Origin of the sequence: Pseudomonas sp. DC1.2 (assembly GCF_034351645.1) — a bacterium.
Classification (GTDB): domain Bacteria; phylum Pseudomonadota; class Gammaproteobacteria; order Pseudomonadales; family Pseudomonadaceae; genus Aquipseudomonas.
In genome coordinates this window covers 25,313-43,383 of sequence record NZ_CP133782.1, presented here as the reverse complement: position 1 = coordinate 43,383, position 18,071 = coordinate 25,313, and the positions used below count along the sequence as shown (strand labels likewise).

Here is an 18,071-nt window from a genome sequence, read left to right as displayed (position 1 = left end):
GAGTTAAAGCAGCCGAGCCACCACTGTGAGGAAACAATCAGCGCCAGCGCGAGTGCTGCGCGGATGCCCTCACGGCCGCACAAACAACCTCGCCCTAACATCCCCGACCCGCTTCTCGCCCAGATTTTGCCAGCCGGCGGGCAATGCGGGGAACTCGTCCGGCATCTGCGCCAAACCGATCAACCACACGCGCCCACCGCTTTTAAGCAAATCACCCAGGCTGTCCACATAGACGTCGCTGGTCACCAACGTACCAAAGCCATAGGCATTGGGCCGGCTCGACGACCCATTGGCCTGGGGCGGCGTGTACAGCAGCGGCTTGGCGTCGGTGCGGTTGTAATAGACGTAAACGAGATACCAGAGCATATCTCCCGTCACAATCTGGTCGCCAGGGACGAAACGCTGATTGACGTAGTCGACCATGACGCTGAACTGTTCGCTGGGAATAGCCGTGGCGTTGTTTTTCACCCCCACCAGTTCAACCCCGATGAACAGCACCAGAATGGCCAGCGCCAACACTCGAAAACGTGCGTACAGACGATCAACCGCCAGTGCCACCAGCATCGGCAAGCCCAGCGCGTAGGCGGTCAAATAACGTTCAATGAACACTGGCGAGATGAACGACACCGCGAACACCAGCAACATCGGCAGCACGCTGAAAAACGCCAGCAGGACACTGCCGCGAAAAATGCTGCGATCGCGTGCCAACGCCACACCTGTAACCGCCAGCACCGCCACCGGCAACGTGACGAACAGCCAGCGTGGCAACGTTGCGCCGTCGTCCTGGGTCAGCACCGACCAGATCATCGACGGCAATGAACTCAGCGTGACCGGGTCTTCCCAGCCAACATCGCCATTGGCTTTGAGCGCATCCATGTGCTGCACCAGATCGATCAGGTTGGGCACCCAAGGCAAGTACAGCAACACAATCCCCAGGTTCGCCAGCCACCAGGCCGGACGCTGGATATGCCGCAGGCGATAGCCCGGCTGCACACGCACTACGGCCAGCCACAGCCAATGACTGATGACACACAGCGCAGTGAAATAATGGGTATAGAACGCCGCCGCCATCAGCAGCGTGTACACCGCGAGATAGCCGTTACGCCGGGGTTGCCGGACCCAATACACCAGCGCAATCGTGGCCCCGATCAGTAGCAGGCCGAGCAAGGAGTACATGCGCACTTCCTGGCTGTAACGCACCGCTGTGGGCAGCAGCGCCAGCAGGATACCCGCCAGTAAGGCAGCGCGCCGGGTGGCGAGGAGGTCGACCAGCCACACGCCCAGCCCGACCGTAATGACCCCCGGTATTGCACTCATGGCGCGGATCGAAAAAATACCGTCGCCGAACCAGGCGATCCAGCCATGCAGCAGCATGAAGTACAGCGGTGGGTGTACGTCGTGGGCGGCATGCGCCCAGATTTCGCTCAACGAGTGCTGGCTCAACAACAGGCTGGAACCTTCGTCGCCCCAGATCGCGGCGGCCGTCAGGTCGTAGAAACGCACCAGCGCCGCCAAAACCATGATCGACACCAGCCCATATTCTCTGGCCCAACGAGCCCAGCGTTGCGCGCCCATCCAGGCGCTTGGTGCTGCGTGGGGGTCTTGCGTGTCGCCAACCGACGTTTCTCTGCGCGCCTCCATTACTTCCTCATGCGGTGCCGGAAAAACCACGACGGTGTATCCCTGAAATATGCCGTCACTTTAGGCCAGCCACAGGGTAGTCGTCGATGCTGGCGTTGCTCATAGCGACATCCGGCAGCCCAGCAGCTCCGGGGCGGGCCACGCGCCGACACGGGGCCCGCCAGATCACGCACCTGAAGGATGAGTACTTATGGACGTATTTGTGGGCTCCTTCATGACGTTTGGTGTCGGGGTCACCCGTCTCGAACCGTTGGTCGGTGTCGCAGGCATAACCCAGGCACACACTCCATTCACCTGAAAGCGGGCTTAATTGCAAAGTGCCTTGCCTGCCCGCGCAAAACCTAACGCTGCATCCCCCAGCGTTTCACCGTCACCCGCTCCAGCGTGTCAAACAGTAGATTCTCTGCCAGCAACCCAATCAGGATCACCACCGCCAAGCCAGCAAAAACCTTGTCGGTGTACAGCTCATTGCGATTCTGAAAAATGTACCAACCCAGCCCACCCTTGCCGCTGGTCGCACCGAACACCAGTTCGGCGGCAATCAACGTGCGCCAGGCAAACGCCCAACCAATTTTCAGACCGGCAAGAATCGACGGCAGCGCCGCCGGGATCAGGATGAACAACACAAAGCGCATGCCCTTCAAACCATAGTTGCGCCCGGCCATGCGTAGGGTGTGCGAGACGCCGAGAAACCCGGCGTAGGTGTTCAACGCCAAGGCCCAAAGCACCGAATGCACCAGCACGAAAATCAGGCTGTTCTGCCCCAGACCGAACCACAGCAACGCCAGCGGCAGCAGGGCAATTGCCGGCAAAGGATTAAACATCGAGGTCAACGTGCTCAACAAATCGCGCCCCAACTGCGTCGATACCGCCAACGTCGTCAGGGCAAACGCCAGAACAATGCCGATCAGGTAACCCTTGAGCAACACCACCAGCGAAATCCACACCTTGCCCAGCAACTCGCCACTGAGCAGGCCGTCGTACAGCGCGCTGCTGGTTTGTAAAAAGCTCGGCAACAGCAAGTCGTTGTTCTGAATACGCGCGACCACCTCCCACAGCACCGCCAGCAAAATCAGGATCAGGCTTTTGCGCAGCCAACCTTGCTGCCAGAGGCGTTGCCCGAGGGGCCGCTCACGCTCCAGCGGCACGCTGGTGAGGGGTTGAAGAACCGTTTCGAATTCATGACGCGGGGATGATGAGTAGCTCATCGGGCGATCCTCCAGGCAGCTCAATAAGCAATACGAACATCCGCGAAACCCAGCTCGCGCTCGGCTTGCGGGGACTGGCCTTCATCGAACAACAGCCGATGAATACGCCGCGCCGACGCTTGAAAAGCCGCACCGCCGAGGCTGTGCAAATCGTATTGATGACTGTGGACCTCAGCCCGTACCCGCCCTGGATGCGGCGAAAGCAGCAAGATTCGATTGCCCACCACCAGCGCTTCTTCAATGGAGTGCGTCACGAACAGCAATGTGAAACGCACCTCCTCCCAGAGCAGCAGCAACTCTTCCTGCATCTTGCGGCGGGTCAGCGCATCGAGCGCCGCAAAGGGTTCGTCCATCAGCAGGATTTTCGGCTGCATGGCCAGCGCCCGAGCAATCGCTACTCGCGCCTTCATACCGCCGGACAAGGTATGTGGATAGGCATCGGCAAACGCCGACAGCCCGACTTTGTCCAGATAGTGCCGCGCGCGCTCTTCAGCCTCTTTACGCTTGAGGGTTTTCGATGCCAGCAGCGCAAACATCACGTTCTGTTTGACGGTTTTCCACGGCGGCAGTTGATCAAACTCCTGAAACACCACGATGCGGTCCGGACCGGGTGCATTAACGGTGCGTCCTTGAAGCCGGATCTCTCCCTCACAGGGCTGGATGAACCCCGCCACGGCTTTGAGCAAGGTTGATTTACCGCAGCCGGAGGGCCCAAGCAGCACAAAGCGCTCGGCTGCATCGATGTCGAAACTGACCTGATGCGTCGCCCGAACCACACGCTGCGCGGTGCGGTATTCCAGGCTGACGTTATTGACCGACAGCAACGCATCGGAGGTGTTGATGGGGTTGCTGACCGTGTGGCCTTGCAGGGAAGCGTTCATCCAGATCAGCTCCCTTGCAGCGGCTTGGCGTCCTGGAAGAAATAGTCCTTCCACGAATCCGGTTTGTTTTTGATCGCGCCGACGCGGTACATGAACTCTGCCAAGGGGTAGGTGTTCTTCGGCGTCACGCTGAATTCGAATTGCGGGTTATCGATGATTTTCAGCAGTGTCGCGCGGTCGATTTTTGCCTTGGTCACACGAAGGTAAGTGTCCGCCGCCGCGCCTTTATCGTTCTGCGCGAAATCGGCGGCTTCGGTCAGCGCCTCGACAAAGGCTTTGTAGGTTTTCGGGTTCTCGTCGCGAAATTTTTCGGTGGCAAACAGCACCGTCGGCGAGTTCGGACCAAGCACGTCATAGGAATTGAGCACCACGTGGACGTTGGGATTTTTCAGCGCCTGATCCTGGAACGGCGGGTTGGAAAAGTGTCCGGACAACTCGGTGCCACCGGCGATCAACGCAGCGGTCGCGTCGGGGTGCGGAACGGCCACGGTGTACGAGTCGAGGCGATTAAACTCCTTGTCGCCCCACTGCTTGGCCGCCGCGTATTGCAGGAAGCGCGACTGCACCGAGACCCCGACCGCCGGCACTGCAATGCGGTCCTTCTCGGTAAAGTCGGCGATGGTTTTAACGTTTGGATTATTGCTCAACAGGTAGTAAGGAAAATTACCGAGCGAAGCCACGGCTTTGACATTCTGCTTGCCGTGGGTCCGATCCCAAATGGTCAGCAGCGGACCGACGCCGGCACCGGCAATGTCGATGGAGCCGCAAAGCAACGCGTCGTTGACCGCCGCACCGCCCGAGAGCTGGGTCCAGTCAACCTTGATGTCGATACCTTCCTGCTTACCGTACTTCTCGATCAGGTTCTGATCGCGTACCACGTTGAGTAATAGATAAACGATGCCGAACTGCTCGGCGATACGGATTTCACCTTCGGCGTGGGCCATGGTCGGCGCCACCAGACTACCGGCGAGCAGGCTGAAACCCAGACCGAGGGCAGCCGCCAACGGCGCCAACGCGAGACGTTTGGACATGGTAGTTCTCCGGCAAATCAGAAAGGCGCGTCGCCCTGGATGGTGGTGCGATACAGCTTGCGGCGCAGCGCGTTTGGGCAGCCGGCGGCCAAGTGAATCAAAGAGCGGTTGTCCCAGAACACCAGGTCATGGGGCTGCCATTGATGGCGGTAGATGTTTTGCGGCAACACGCTATGGGCATGCAGCTCGGCGAGCAGCTGTTTGCTCTCGTCTTGCGGCAAACCAACAATGCGGGTGGTGAACCCCTCGCTGACAAACAACGCCTTGCGCCCATTTTCCGGGTGAGTGCGAACAATCGGGTGTAAGACTTCAGCGACCTGAGCCAGTTGCTCAGGCGTCAAGGTCGGGCGCCAATGGCCTTCGAATTTGGTTTCGCTGTAGCGCGCGGTGTAAGAATGCGCAGCCGAACGACCTTCGACCGCTTTGCGCAGCCCCTCGGGCAAACCGTCCCAGGCTTTGTGCATGTCGGCGAACAGCGTGTCGCCTCCTTCGGCCGGCAGCTCCTGGGCGTGCAACATCGAGCCCAGACTCGGCAGTTCTTTATAGGACAAGTCCGAATGCCAGAATTTGCCGGCGTCACCGAGGCCAACGGCGACACCGTTTTCGATGATGTTGGACACGATGAGGATTTCCGGGTGCCCGGCCAGCAGAAACTGTTTGAGCACATGGATCTGCAACACGCCGAAGCGGCGGCTGAAGGCAATTTGTTGCTCGGGGGTAATGCGTTGATCGCGAAACACCACGACGTGATGATCCAGGTGCGCGCGGTGGATGCGCGAGAAATCCTGCTCATTAATGGGGCGGGACAGGTCCAGGCCAACGATTTCGGCACCGACGGCATCGCTGAACGGGCGGATGTCGAACACTTGCGGCGCGATGCTTTGAGAAGCAGGTTTTTCAGAAAAAGAGACGACTGACATAAAAATCACTCCCACGCACGGCACGCCGTAGCGCGCGCGACGATCAGAAACTCACGGAGGTCCCGTGTTGGTTCGTGTCGTGCGGCGCGCCGATTGGTCGGAAGGTACGCAGGGGAGTGACTATATGGGTATAAGAATTAGAATTTAAATACCGTTAGTGCATAACGATATGCCACCGATTGTTCCCACGCTCCTGCGTGGGAACACATCCCGCGACGCTCTGCGTCACAGTGGACTCGGAGCGCCATGGCGGCACTCCGACGCGGTGCGTGGGAATGATCAGGCAGGTTTATCGCTCATGCAGCGCCTCGGCCCGCGCCCGGATAATCGGCTTGAGCAAGTAGCTGAGAATGGTCTTCTTGCCGGTAATGATGTCTACCGATGCGACCATCCCGGGGATGATCAGCAGCGGCTTTTCATCGGTCCCCAAGTGGCTGCGGTCAGTACGCAGCTTGATGATGTAGTACGTGGTCTTCTTGTCTTCATCGGTAATAGTGTCGGCACCGATCTGCTCAAGCTTGGCTTTGAGCCCACCATAAATGGTGTAGTCATAGGCAGTGAACTTCACCGTCGCCTCTTGCCCCGGATGCAGGAACGCGATGTCCTGCGGACGGATCTTCGCCTCCACCAGCAAGGTGTCGTCCAGCGGCACGATTTCCACCAGGTCGCTGCCCGGCTGGATCACGCCACCGATGGTGTTTACCAGCAACTTGTTGACGATGCCACGCACGGGCGAGGTGACCAGCGTGCGGCTGACGCGATCTTCCAGTGCTTTACCTGTGGCCTGCGCCTTATTCAGGTCAGTACGGGCTTCGTTGAGTTGGGTCAGGGCGTCGCTGCGGAATTTGCCGCGCGTCTCGTCAATCTTGCGCTGTACTTCCTTGATCGCCGATTCGGCACGAGGAATCGCCAGGGTCGTGGCGTCCAGTTGCCCACGGGTTTCCACCTCGGAGCGCTTGAGTCGCAGCACTTCCACCGGTGACACCGCACCCTGAGCCACCAGCGGTTCGGACATGTTGATTTCCTGGCGCTGCAATGCCAGGCCACTGCGGTACTGCGCCTGTTTGGAAGTGAACTCACGCAGCTCTTGCTGGCGCTGGATCAACTGTTCCTGCAAACCGCCAATTTCGTCGTGCAATTGCTGGCGACGGCTGGTGTATAGCGACTCTTCGCTTTTGGCTTGGTTAGGCACCGCCTTGAGGACGTCGGCAGGGAACTTCAGTGGACGGTCATCGACCTCAGCGCTCAAGCGTTCCACGCGCAGTACCATCGACAGGCGATCCGCTTCGGTCTCTCCAACGTTGGAGGCGAACCGGGTGTCGTCCAGCCGAATCAACGGGGCGCCAGCCTCGACGATCTGCCCTTCCTTGACGAACAGTTCAGAGACAATCCCGCCCTCAAGGTTCTGGATTTTCTGGATCTTGGACGATGGAATGGCCTTGCCGTCGCCCTTGGTCACTTCGTCAATGACGGCGAAGTTGGCCCACAGCATCAGGAACACGAAGAAGCCGATGATCGTCCAGATCGTCAGCCGCACCACGCGCGGCGCATCTTCGATCAGCGCCTTGTTGACTTCGGGCAATGGCTGGCCTTGCAGCGAGGCAGAGCCTTTGAAGTAACGACGGATCGAATCTTTGAAACCCGACTTAAGCAACACTGATCTGCCCCTTCTTCAACGCTTCCATCACAACGGCTTTCGGGCCGTCGGCGAGAATTTGTCCGCGGTCGATAACGATCAAGCGATCGACCAACGACAGCAGCGAGGCACGGTGCGTGACCAGCACCACGGTCTTGCTTTCAACCACAGCGGTCAGGCGCTGTTTAAGGCGTTCTTCGCCGGTGTTGTCCATGGCGCTGGTGGGTTCGTCGAGCAACAAAATCGGCGGGTTGAGCAACAGCGCGCGGGCCAGGGCGACGTTCTGCCGCTGACCGCCGGACAAGTTCTGCCCACGCTCGCCGACTTGCAGTTCATAGCCTTGCGGGTGCAAACGGGCGAACTCATGGACGCCGGCCAATTCGGCGGCTTGCAGCACCATTTCGTCCTCTACATAGCGAGCGCCCGACACCAGATTGTCGCGCAAGGTGCCGGCGAGCAATTGGATGTCCTGGGGCACATAGCCGATGTTGTGGCGCAGCTCGCTGACATCGATCTGACGGATGTCGACGCCATCCACCAATAACGCACCGTTGTCCGGCTGATACAGCCCCACCAGCAACTTGGCCAGGGAACTTTTGCCGGAGCCACTGCGACCGATGATGCCGATCTTTTCGCCGGGCTTGATGATCAGGTTGATGTTCTTCAACGCCGCGTTCTGTTGGTCCGGGTACGTGAAGTTCAGTTGCCGGCACTCGATGCCGCCCTGAAGGACTTTGCGACTCAGTGGGCGCTCTTCGAAATTACGCTCCTGGGGCAGTTCCATCATCTGGTCGACCGATGACATGGTCACCCGCGCTTGCTGATACCGGGTCAACAAACCGGACAACGAAGCCAGCGGGCTGAGGGCGCGACCGCTGAGCATGTAGCACGCAATCAGCCCGCCCATGCTCAGGTGGCCGTCGATGATCTGGTACACACCGAACACGATCATGATCACCCCGGCCAGTTGCTGGATCAGCAAGGTGATGTTCATCGCCAGACCGGAGAGCATTTTCACCCGCAACTCAAGACGACTGAGGGTGCCGATGGTTTGTTCCCACTGATACTGACGTTCGCTTTCGGCGTTGTTCACCTTCACTGCATCGAGGCCGGCGAGGGTTTCGATCAGGCTGGACTGACGCTCGGCAGCGAGCGCCATGGTCCGTTCCATGGTCGCCACCAGCGGCTTTTGCAAGGCATAACCGATCAACAACGCAATCGGGAACGCTAACACCGGAATCCACACCAAATGCCCACCGAGAATGGCAATGACCATGAAGATCAGCAACGTAAACGGCAGGTCGATCAGGCTGGTGAGGGTCAGTGACGCAAGGAAGTCCCGCAGGCTTTGAAACTCGTGGATGTTCTGGGCGAAGCTGCCAACCCTGGCCGGGCGGTACTTCATGGCCATACCGACAATGCGCTCGAACAGCGTTGCGGAAATAATCAGGTCGGTTTTCTTGCCGGCCAGGTCCAGGCAAAGACTGCGCAGGCTTTTTAGGATCAGGTCGAACAGGTATGCGCCGGTGATGCCGATTGCCAGTACCCACAACGTCGATTCGGCCTGGTTCGGCACCACGCGATCGTAGACGTTCATCACGAACAGCGGCGCAGCCATGGCGATGATGTTGATCAGGAAGCTGGCGGCAATGGCGTCGGCGTACAGCCAGCGCGAGCGCTTCAGCGTGTCGCGAAACCACGAGCGCGCACGTGGAATCAACGTGCCGTGATTGACATCGAATTTGTGCTGGGGCTGAGCGAAGAAAACTTTGCCAATGTAGTCGTCGGCCAGGACCTCACGGCTGACGAGGCATTCGCCGCCGTCGCTTTCACTGAGGAGCAAGCGGGCCTGGTCTTCACCTTGCCAGCCGAGCAACACGGCGCTGCGCCCACCCTTGAGCAGTAACAGCGTTGGCATCGCAATCGCTGGAATGTCTTCCAGCTTACGTACCAGCACCCGTCCCTGGAGGCCGGCGCGAGCGGCTGCGCGGGGCAGCAACTCAACGCTCAGGCGTTGTTTGGGCAACGGCAGGCCGGTGGTCAGCATCGCCGCACTGGCCGGCTTCTGATGCAAGGTGCAAAGAGCTAACAAGCCATCCAGTAATGGGTCGTCGTGCAACGCGCGAGGATCATGAATGAGATGAACTCGACTGACTTCTGATTCCACGCTCGGCACTCTTGGCTAACAAATTGAACAATTAAGGTTCTGCTCAATTCATACCGGGCAGTTTGACCTTTGGCTTCACGTCGTTTTGCACAACGGATGCCAACGGTGCGACCACTCCCTGGCTCTTGAGCAACTCGCCCATGGTCGCCTTGATTCGATATTGAGTAAATAACTGAATGTTCTTGATCTCCGCCAGACGGCGGGAAGCGGTGAACAGTTCGTTTTCACTGTCGAGCAAATCCAGCAAGGTGCGCTGACCCAGGCTGAATTGCTTCTGATACGCCGTGCGCACGGCAGTGCTGTGATCCACATACTGCTGGGCGATCGGCACTTGGGCGTTAGCGTTGTTCAAAGCATTCCAGGCCAAACCGAGTTCTTCGTTCAACACGCGCAAGGCGTTGTTGCGGATATCCAGCGCCTGAGTGGACAAATAGGACTTGGATTCCAGGTCAGCCTTGTTACTGCCACCGGCGAACAGGTTGAAGCGCATGCGCAACATGGCTTGCCATTCGTTGCTGTGACCGACCTGGCCGTCGAGGTTGTCGTCGGCGGTACGGCCCAGTTCGGCATCGAAACGCGGGTAGAAGGTCGACTTGGCCGCTTCGTACTGTTTCTCGGCGGCAGCGATATCGGATTCAGCAGAACGCAGCACCGGGCTGTTTTCCAGCATCTGCGAGCGGGCTTCGTTCAGGCTTACTGGCAACAGTGCAACGAAAGGCGCCGGACGCTCCAGTTGGTCGGGCATCTGGCCAACAGCGCTGAGGAAATTGGTCTCGGCATCGGCCAGGTTAGTCTGCTCGGTGATCAGGTTGTTGCGAGCCTGCGCCATGCGCGCTTCGGCCTGATCAAGGTCAGCGCCGCTGCCCACACCGCGCGACGTGCGCAGTTTGATTTGGTCAAAAATCCGTTCGTGGCTCTTCAAGTTTTCGTCAGCCAGGCGCACAAACTCACGACGGGTCAGCACGTCCAGATAGACCTGAGCGACGGTCAGCCCAGTGCGCTCCGAAGTGCCCAGCAACGAATAAGCGCGAGAGTTAACGGTGGCTTGTTGGCGTCCCACTTCGCTGGACGTCGCAAAACCGTCAAAAACCATTTGCGACAGTCGCAGACTGGACTCGCCGCGGTTCAGGGTTTCCCAGTGATTGTTACCGGTGGCGGCACGCGTGGTGACGTTGTCGGTGCCTTCGCGACCGTAACCGCCCAACAAATCGACCCGTGGCAGGTATCCACCTTGGGCCGCTTTTAATTGATAATCGGCGGCCATTCGGCTGTTAACGCCGGCCTGAATTTCAGGATGGACATCCATTGCCTGTTGCATGGCTTCAGGCAGGGTTTGTGCTTGTACGAAACTGGCTGCAAGCGCTAGCGGTAAAGCCTTTAACAGGTACGAACGCATCTTGAAAATTCCCCGGAACTTCTTGTCTTGAATCACAGCAAAACGTGGTGCTGCGTCGGATAATGGCAACCAGAATGACCGTATGTCGGAAAGTTCAAAACAGGAACTGGATCACACGCTGTAGGACAGGTCGCCGCTTAAATATCAATGTGACATTACTGGGACGATTGTTTAGGATGCCCTCTATAAGGTCAATAGTTTGGCATAAAGTTAATAGCGAAAAAACACAGCCAAAATATTGGCGCTTTTTAGCGTCAAATTAGATTTGTTAATTTTTTATAGTACGTCCAGACAGATTCGGCGAGATCGCCATCAGGGTCATGGAAGTTAACTGAACGTGACACCCGGAGAGTCTTCAATGAGCAGTGTTGTGGCCATCGTCAAAAGCATTGTCGGTCAAGTTTTCGCGGTGTCCCCGGAGGGCGTCCGCCGCGTACTTGTTGAAGGCGACCGGCTGTTCGTCGGCGATCAGGTAGACACCGGCGCGGCCGGCGCTGTCACGCTCGAATTGGCTGACGGCCGGACCCTGGACCTGGGCCGCGACACGCAGTGGAGCGGCAGCGCACCAGACGACACGACCAACTTGGTAGAGGCCACCGCGCAAGCCGCGCCATCGGTTGAAGAACTGCAACAAGCCATCGCGGCCGGCGTCGACCCGACCACCGCATTTGAAGCGGCAGCTGCCGGCCCGGCCGCAGCAGGCACTGGCGGCGCAGCCGGTGGCGGCCACAGTTTTGTGGTTCTGGACGCCACCGCCGCGCGAGTCGACCCGACCATTGGCTTCCCGACTGCGGGCATTGGCTCTGCCGCGCTGGCGACCCAAAACACCACGGGTGGCCAGAACACCAACACCAGTGCCAACGCGTTGCCGGGGTCGACCCTGACTCTGAGCGCCACACCGACTATCACCGAAGCCGGTGGTGTACTGGTTTACACCGCGACGCTGACTCAGGCACCGCTGTCCGACCTGACCATTAACCTGTCCAATGGCTCGGTGATCGTGATTCAGGCTGGCCAGGTAACTGGCAGCGTCAATATCCCATTAGCGCCCAACGACACCGTCTACAACGACGCGAGTCAGATCAGCGTGACGGTCACCGGCACCACGGGCGGCAACGGCATCGTCGTCACTGCGCCGACCGTACCGGCTGTGACCCAGGTCACCGACACCATCGACACCACCACCGCGACCCTGACGGCGAATGCCAACGTCACTGAAGGCGGCCAGATCACTTACACCGCGACATTGACCAACCCGGCGCAAACGCCGGTCACAGTGGCCTTGTCCAATGGTTCGACTATCACCATTGATGCCGGCAAAACCACCGGCACCGTAAGCGTCGCGACGCCCGCCAATGACGTCTACAACAATGGCAGCACTGTCAGCACCACCATTACCAGTGCCACCGGCGGTAATTTTGAACAGTTGACCGCGAACCCGACGCCAGCGGTCACCACGATTACCGATTCGGTGGATACCACCAGCCTGACCCTCACCGCCACCGGAACGGTCGTCGAGGGCGGCCAGATCACTTACACCGCGACATTGACCAACCCGGCGCAAACGCCGGTCACAGTGGCCTTGTCCAATGGTTCGACTATCACCATTGATGCCGGCAAAACCACCGGTAGCGTGAATGTCCCAACAGCAGCCAACGACGTCTACAACAACGCCAGCACTGTCAGCACCACCATTACCGGCGCCACCGGCGGTAATTTTGAAAATCTGGTGCCGAGCAAAGACGCTGCTGTCACCAGCGTCACCGACTCGATCGATGACACCACCGTCACACTGACCGCTTCGCCGAGCACCGTTGAAGGCGGCCCTATTACTTACACCGCCGCCATCACCGACGCTCAAGGCAACCCAGCCAAAGTGACGGGTTCGGACGTGGTCGTGACGCTGGGCAATGGTGAAAAAATCACCATCCCCGTCGGTCAGACTGGCGCCAGCATCAACGTGGCCGCGCCAAACGACGTTTATAACGGTGCGGCACCAGTCAAAACCGAGATCACCGGCACCACCGGTGGCGACTTCGAAAACCTCGGCGCGAACAAGACCCCGGTCGAAACCACCGTTACTGACAAGGTTGATGACACGACGGTGACGTTGACTGCGACGCCGACCGTGTCCGAAGCCGGTGTCATTACTTACACCGCCGCCATCACTGATGCCCAAGGCAACCCAGTCAAAGTGACGGGTTCGGACGTGGTTGTGACGCTGGGCAATGGTGAAAAAATCACCATCCCGGTGGGTCAGACTGGCGCCAGCATTAACGTTAATGCGCCGAACGACGTCTACAACGGTGCGGCTCCGGTTAAGACTGAAATCACCGGTACTACTGGCGGCGACTTCGAAAACCTCGGTGCCAACAAGACTCCGGTCGAAACGACCGTTACTGACAAGGTTGATGACACGACGGTGACGTTGACTGCGACGCCGACCGTGTCCGAAGCCGGTGTCATTACTTACACCGCCGCCATCACCGACGCTCAAGGCAACCCAGTCAAAGTGACGGGTTCGGACGTGGTTGTGACCCTGGGCAATGGTGAAAAAATCACCATCCCCGTCGGCCAAACCGGCGCCAGTATCAACGTGGCCGCGCCAAACGACGTCTACAACGGTGCGGCTCCGGTTAAGACTGAAATCACCGGCACCACCGGTGGCGACTTCGAAAATCTGGGTGCGAACAAGACTCCGGTCGAAACGACCGTTACTGACAAAGTCGATACAACCACCGTCACGCTGACCGCTTCGCCGAGCACCGTTGAAGGCGGGCCGATTACTTACACCGCCGCCATCACCGACGCTCAAGGCAACCCAGTCAAAGTGACGGGTTCGGACGTGGTCGTGACGCTGGGCAATGGCGAGAAAATCACCATCCCGGTGGGTCAGACCGGCGCCAGCATTAACGTTAATGCGCCGAACGACGTCTATAACGGCGCGGCCCCGGTTAAGACTGAAATCACCGGTACTACTGGCGGCGACTTCGAAAACCTCGGCGCGAACAAGACCCCGGTTGAAACGACCGTTACCGACAAAGTCGATGACACGACGGTGACGTTGACCGCGACGCCTACCGTGTCCGAAGCCGGTGTCATTACTTACACCGCCGCCATCACTGATGCCCAAGGCAACCCGGTTAAAGTCACCGGTTCTGACGTGGTCGTAACCCTGGGCAATGGTGAAAAAATCACCATCCCGGTGGGTCAGACTGGCGCCAGCATTAACGTTAATGCGCCGAACGACGTCTATAACGGCGCGGCCCCGGTTAAGACTGAGATCACCGGCACCACCGGTGGCGACTTCGAAAACCTCGGCGCGAACAAGACCCCGGTTGAAACGACCGTTACCGACAAAGTCGATGACACGACGGTGACGTTGACCGCGACGCCTACCGTGTCCGAAGCCGGTGTCATTACTTACACCGCCGCCATCACTGATGCCCAAGGCAACCCGGTTAAAGTCACCGGTTCTGACGTGGTCGTAACCCTGGGCAATGGTGAAAAAATCACCATCCCGGTGGGTCAGACTGGCGCCAGCATTAACGTTAATGCGCCGAACGACGTCTATAACGGCGCGGCCCCGGTTAAGACTGAGATCACCGGCACCACCGGTGGCGACTTCGAAAATCTGGGTGCGAACAAGACCCCGGTTGAAACGACCGTTACCGACAAAGTCGATGACACGACGGTGACGTTGACCGCGACGCCTACCGTGTCCGAAGCCGGTGTCATTACTTACACCGCCGCCATCACTGATGCCCAAGGCAACCCGGTTAAAGTCACCGGTTCTGACGTGGTCGTAACCCTGGGCAATGGTGAAAAAATCACCATCCCGGTGGGTCAGACTGGCGCCAGCATTAACGTTAATGCGCCGAACGACGTCTATAACGGCGCGGCCCCGGTTAAGACTGAGATCACCGGCACCACCGGTGGCGACTTCGAAAATCTGGGCGCGAACAAGACCCCGGTTGAAACGACCGTTACCGACAAAGTCGATGACACGACGGTGACGTTGACCGCGACGCCTACCGTGTCCGAAGCCGGTGTCATTACTTACACCGCCGCCATCACTGATGCCCAAGGCAACCCGGTTAAAGTCACCGGTTCTGACGTGGTCGTAACCCTGGGCAATGGTGAAAAAATCACCATCCCGGTGGGTCAGACTGGCGCCAGCATTAACGTTAATGCGCCGAACGACGTCTATAACGGCGCGGCCCCGGTTAAGACTGAGATCACCGGCACCACCGGTGGCGACTTCGAAAACCTCGGCGCGAACAAGACCCCGGTTGAAACGACCGTTACCGACAAAGTCGATGACACGACGGTGACGTTGACCGCGACGCCTACCGTGTCCGAAGCCGGTGTCATTACTTACACCGCCGCCATCACTGATGCCCAAGGCAACCCGGTTAAAGTCACCGGTTCTGACGTGGTCGTAACCCTGGGCAATGGTGAAAAAATCACCATCCCGGTGGGTCAGACTGGCGCCAGCATTAACGTTAATGCGCCGAACGACGTCTATAACGGCGCGGCCCCGGTTAAGACTGAGATCACCGGCACCACCGGTGGCGACTTCGAAAATCTGGGTGCGAACAAGACTCCGGTTGAAACGACCGTTACCGACAAAGTCGATGACACGACGGTGACCTTGACTGCCTCGCCGAGCACTGTTGAAGGCGGGCCGATTACTTACACCGCCGCCATCACCGACGCTCAAGGCAATCCGGTTAAAGTCACCGGTTCGGACGTGGTCGTAACCCTGGGCAATGGTGAAAAAATCACCATCCCCGTCGGCCAAACCGGCGCCAGTATCAACGTGGCCGCGCCGAACGACGTCTATAACGGCGCGGCCCCGGTTAAGACTGAGATCACCGGAACGACCGGTGGCGACTTCGAAAACCTCGGCGCGAACAAGACCCCGGTTGAAACGACCGTTACCGACAAAGTCGATGACACGACGGTGACGTTGACCGCGACGCCTACCGTGTCCGAAGCCGGTGTCATTACTTACATCGCCGCCATCACCGACGCTCAAGGCAATCCGGTTAAAGTCACCGGTTCTGACGTGGTCGTAACCCTGGGCAATGGTGAAAAAATCACCATCCCGGTGGGTCAGACTGGCGCCAGCATTAACGTTAATGCGCCAAACGACGTCTATAACGGCGCGGCCCCGGTTAAGACTGAGATCACCGGCACCACCGGTGGCGACTTCGAAAATCTCGGTGCGAACAAGACTCCGGTTGAAACGACCGTTACCGACAAAGTCGATGACACGACGGTGACCTTGACTGCCTCGCCGAGCACTGTTGAAGGCGGGCCGATTACTTACACCGCCGCCATCACCGATGCCCAAGGCAACCCAGTTAAAGTGACGGGTTCTGACGTGGTTGTGACCCTGGGCAATGGTGAAAAAATCACCATCCCGGTGGGTCAGACTGGCGCCAGCATCAACGTGTCCGCGCCGAACGACGTCTATAACGGTGCAGCCCCGGTTAAGACTGAGATCACCGGAACGACCGGTGGCGATTTCGAAAATCTGGGTGCGAACAAGACCCCGGTTGAAACGACCGTTACTGACAAGGTTGATGACACCACCGTCACGCTGACCGCGACGCCTACCGTGTCCGAAGCCGGTGTCATTACTTACACCGCCGCCATCACTGATGCCCAAGGCAACCCGGTTAAAGTCACCGGTTCGGACGTGGTTGTGACGCTGGGCAATGGTGAAAAAATCACCATCCCGGTGGGTCAGACTGGCGCCAGCATTAACGTTAATGCGCCGAACGACGTCTATAACGGTGCGGCTCCAGTTAAGACTGAAATCACCGGTACTACTGGCGGCGACTTCGAAAACCTCGGTGCGAACAAGACCCCGGTCGAAACCACCGTTACTGACAAAGTCGATGACACCACCGTCACTCTTTCGGCAACACCGACCGTTTCGGAAAGTGGAGCGATCACCTACACCGCCAACATCACTGATGCCCAAGGCAACCCAGTCAAAGTGACGGGTTCGGACGTGGTTGTGACGCTGGGCAATGGTGAAAAAATCACCATCCCGGTGGGTCAGACTGGCGCCAGCATTAACGTTAATGCGCCGAACGACGTCTATAACGGCGCGGCCCCGGTTAAGACTGAGATCACCGGAACGACCGGTGGCGACTTCGAAAACCTCGGCGCGAACAAGACCCCGGTTGAAACGACCGTTACCGACAAAGTCGATGACACGACGGTGACCTTGACTGCCTCGCCGAGCACTGTTGAAGGCGGGCCGATTACTTACACCGCCGCCATCACCGACGCTCAAGGCAACCCAGTCAAAGTGACGGGTTCGGACGTGGTTGTGACGCTGGGCAATGGTGAAAAAATCACCATCCCGGTGGGTCAGACTGGCGCCAGCATCAACGTGGCAGCGCCGAACGACGTCTACAACGGTGCGGCTCCGGTTAAGACTGAAATCACCGGCACCACCGGTGGCGACTTCGAAAATCTGGGTGCGAACAAGACTCCGGTCGAAACGACCGTTACTGACAAAGTCGATACAACCACCGTCACGCTGACCGCTTCGCCGAGCACCGTTGAAGGCGGGCCGATTACTTACACCGCCGCCATCACCGACGCTCAAGGCAACCCAGTCAAAGTGACGGGTTCGGACGTGGTCGTGACGCTGGGCAATGGCGAGAAAATCACCATCCCGGTGGGTCAGACCGGCGCCAGCATTAACGTTAATGCGCCGAACGACGTCTATAACGGCGCGGCCCCGGTTAAGACTGAAATCACCGGTACTACTGGCGGCGACTTCGAAAACCTCGGCGCGAACAAGACCCCGGTTGAAACGACCGTTACCGACAAAGTCGATGACACCACCGTCACACTGACCGCTTCGCCAAGCACGGTTGAAGGCGGGCCGATTACTTACACCGCCGCCATCACCGACGCTCAAGGCAATCCGGTTAAAGTCACCGGTTCTGACGTGGTCGTAACCCTGGGCAATGGTGAAAAAATCACCATCCCGGTGGGTCAGACTGGCGCCAGCATCAACGTGGCCGCGCCAAACGACGTTTATAACGGTGCAGCCCCGGTTAAGACTGAGATCACCGGTACTACTGGCGGCGACTTCGAAAACCTCGGCGCGAACAAGACCCCGGTTGAAACGACCGTTACTGACAAGGTTGATGACACCAC

At 58.6% G+C, this 18,071-nt stretch carries 8 protein-coding genes and 1 pseudogene; 1 reads left to right on the top strand and 8 read right to left on the bottom strand.

What is annotated here, in order from left to right:
* Positions 1 to 69: 69 nt before the first annotated feature.
* The 8 genes from RHM68_RS00120 to RHM68_RS00085 all read right to left on the bottom strand — a co-directional run bounded on the left by RHM68_RS00120 (position 70) and on the right by RHM68_RS00085 (position 10,880).
* Positions 70 to 1,641 carry a glycosyltransferase family 39 protein gene (locus tag RHM68_RS00120; RefSeq protein ID WP_322219947.1) on the bottom strand — a complete coding sequence of 524 codons (1,572 nt, stop codon included), beginning with the start codon at positions 1,639 to 1,641 and terminating at the stop codon, positions 70 to 72.
* A gap of 341 nt (positions 1,642 to 1,982) precedes the next feature.
* A complete protein-coding gene (locus RHM68_RS00115) occupies positions 1,983 to 2,849 on the bottom strand; it encodes an ABC transporter permease (RefSeq protein ID WP_322219946.1) in 867 nt (288 codons plus the stop codon).
* Between the two features lie 20 nt (positions 2,850 to 2,869).
* Positions 2,870 to 3,730, bottom strand: coding sequence for an ABC transporter ATP-binding protein (locus RHM68_RS00110; RefSeq protein ID WP_322219945.1), 861 nt, complete (start codon positions 3,728 to 3,730; stop codon positions 2,870 to 2,872).
* Between the two features lie 5 nt (positions 3,731 to 3,735).
* Positions 3,736 to 4,761 carry an ABC transporter substrate-binding protein gene (locus tag RHM68_RS00105; protein ID WP_322219944.1) on the bottom strand — a complete coding sequence of 342 codons (1,026 nt, stop codon included), beginning with the start codon at positions 4,759 to 4,761 and terminating at the stop codon, positions 3,736 to 3,738.
* 17 nt (positions 4,762 to 4,778) lie between these two features.
* Positions 4,779 to 5,681, bottom strand: coding sequence for a TauD/TfdA family dioxygenase (locus RHM68_RS00100; protein ID WP_322219943.1), 903 nt, complete (start codon positions 5,679 to 5,681; stop codon positions 4,779 to 4,781).
* Between the two features lie 289 nt (positions 5,682 to 5,970).
* Entirely contained in the window at positions 5,971 to 7,338 is a 1,368-nt protein-coding gene (locus RHM68_RS00095; RefSeq protein WP_322219942.1) for an HlyD family type I secretion periplasmic adaptor subunit, read from the bottom strand.
* Positions 7,328 to 9,484: a type I secretion system permease/ATPase gene (locus tag RHM68_RS00090; RefSeq protein WP_322219941.1), complete on the bottom strand. Its 2,157-nt coding sequence runs from the start codon at positions 9,482 to 9,484 to the stop codon at positions 7,328 to 7,330. The genes RHM68_RS00095 and RHM68_RS00090 overlap by 11 nt, the downstream gene beginning before the upstream one ends.
* Positions 9,485 to 9,527: 43 nt before the next feature.
* Positions 9,528 to 10,880, bottom strand: coding sequence for a TolC family outer membrane protein (locus RHM68_RS00085; RefSeq protein ID WP_322219940.1), 1,353 nt, complete (start codon positions 10,878 to 10,880; stop codon positions 9,528 to 9,530).
* Between the two features lie 358 nt (positions 10,881 to 11,238).
* On the opposite strand from RHM68_RS00085, the pseudogene RHM68_RS26540 reads away from it, so the two are divergent.
* Positions 11,239 to 18,042: pseudogene (locus RHM68_RS26540) on the top strand (retention module-containing protein); the annotation flags it as partial.
* Positions 18,043 to 18,071: the final 29 nt, after the last annotated feature.